Raw genomic sequence first — 1,630 nt, 5'->3', positions numbered from 1 at the left:
CTAGCTTTCCCCATTACTATTCTACCTTCTTCACTTTCTATAAGTTCGATTATTTTCGGAGAAAGAGAATGAAATCGATAATCATTTGGAATGATGTTGGAGAATTGTTCAGGAAATGAAAAAGCCACTTCATGACCTCTTTTATATAGAATTTCCCCTATTGCCAGAAAAGGTTCAATATCCCCTCTTGTGCCTATCGAAGTTAAAAGAATTTTCATTTTTTTAGTTTATTACAAACGGTGGTTTGTAATGGTTAAGGTATCTCAATAAATTTCATTTTTATGTCTTTCTACAAAGACTTCTATTACTTCGTGGTGTACTTTCCATGCATTCCATACAGACATTCCCCATTTATAAACGAGTTTGCAATACTCTTGGGGATTAGTGGCTTTAAGTATGTCTTCCACTGTTATTTCTCCAACTATTCTGGGAGGTTCTAACCAAGACAATTCTGATTTATATTTAGCTAATACTGTTAATCCGCTGTGTGCTTTTTTTACATCAAAACTTTTTTTATAAATAAGATACATACTTGCCAAATGAAGGTTCACTGATTGAATCACTTGAAGAGAAGGTGTACCATAATGCTGGACCGCAATAGCATCTACTGTTATTCTGTGGTTTTCCATATAATCAGGAGGATGTGAATACTCTTTCTCTAAAATTTGTCCATACAATTTCCAACAGCCCGGTGAAGAATCCATATATCTGTGTACTTCTCCCTCAATATCTGGTATTTCCGCATTGCAGGAAAAGCATTTTGCCATTTTAGTTTGTTTTAAATTTATTGTATATTTCTACTTATCGTCTTTAGAGTATTTTTTTTTAAAATGACCACTAACTTCTTTTATATAAAATAATTGATGACCTTTTACGTCTATTGTCTTACCCTTATTTTTCCAAGCAACAACTTCTTTATCAATTTCTAATATTTGTTTTGGTTATCGATATCCAAAGTTACTCACTGGAAATGATATAAATTTGTAAAAATCGGTCGTTCTCGTTGTTTGATAGCGTTTTTGGGGAGTAGTTGGTATACTTTTTTATCTTTTTATTAAAATAGAATTTACCATAATAGTTTTAGTTATAAAAACAGACAAACCTTCAAATTACTCCAAGAGCCTTTATTATTTAAAGATTTTATTAAAAGGTTGTTTTTTTTCTTTACGTAGAATTGTTTTGAGCAAATTCTACCTATAATTTGTTAGATTATATTGGTTCCCACAATTCTATTTTGTTACCTTCTTTGTCTAATATATGTGCAAATTTTCCATAATCGAAAGTTTCAATGCTGTCAATTATGGTTACTCCGTTTTTCTTTAGTTTATTTACAAGTCCTTCAATATTTTGAACTTGATAATTAATCATAAACTCTTTTTTCGATGGCGAAAAATACTCATCCCCTTTTTTGAAAGGTTTCCATTGAAGAGAGTTTATTTGTTCAGGATTATTAATATCTCTACTGTCAAAACTTGAAGATCCCCAATCATTCATTTCAATCCCTAAATTTTCCTGGTACCATTTATGGGTTTCTTCCAAATTATCGGAATAAAAGAAAATTCCGCCAACACCTGTCACTTTTGGGGTGTTATCAACTTTAGAAGCTGTCTTTTCTATTTGATCCTTTTTT

At 31.1% G+C, this 1,630-nt stretch carries 3 protein-coding genes; all 3 read right to left on the bottom strand.

From position 1 onward, the window contains the following. The coding region (locus CXF67_RS09665) for a glycosyltransferase (RefSeq protein WP_180957951.1) at nt 1–218 on the bottom strand (218 nt) is incomplete at its 3' end. A 45-nt stretch (nt 219–263) separates the two neighbouring features. After that, nucleotides 264–767, bottom strand: a complete 504-nt coding sequence (locus CXF67_RS09660; RefSeq protein ID WP_102088570.1) for a DUF5946 family protein — start codon at nt 765–767, stop codon at nt 264–266. A 442-nt stretch (nt 768–1,209) separates the two neighbouring features. Continuing rightward, on the bottom strand, nt 1,210–1,617 hold the full coding sequence (locus tag CXF67_RS09655) for a VOC family protein (RefSeq protein ID WP_102088571.1): 408 nt from the start codon (nt 1,615–1,617) through the stop codon (nt 1,210–1,212). Nucleotides 1,618–1,630: the final 13 nt, after the last annotated feature.

The sequence above is a fragment of the Psychroflexus sp. MES1-P1E genome (assembly GCF_002836055.1).
Lineage (GTDB): Bacteria > Bacteroidota > Bacteroidia > Flavobacteriales > Flavobacteriaceae > Psychroflexus.
This window is presented reverse-complemented; position numbering and strand designations above follow the sequence as displayed.

Coding starts and splice junctions, on each gene's coding strand:
- CXF67_RS09660 (WP_102088570.1), bottom strand. CDS start 767: ATGGCAAAATGCTTTTCCTGCAATGCGGAAATACCAGATATTGAGGGA.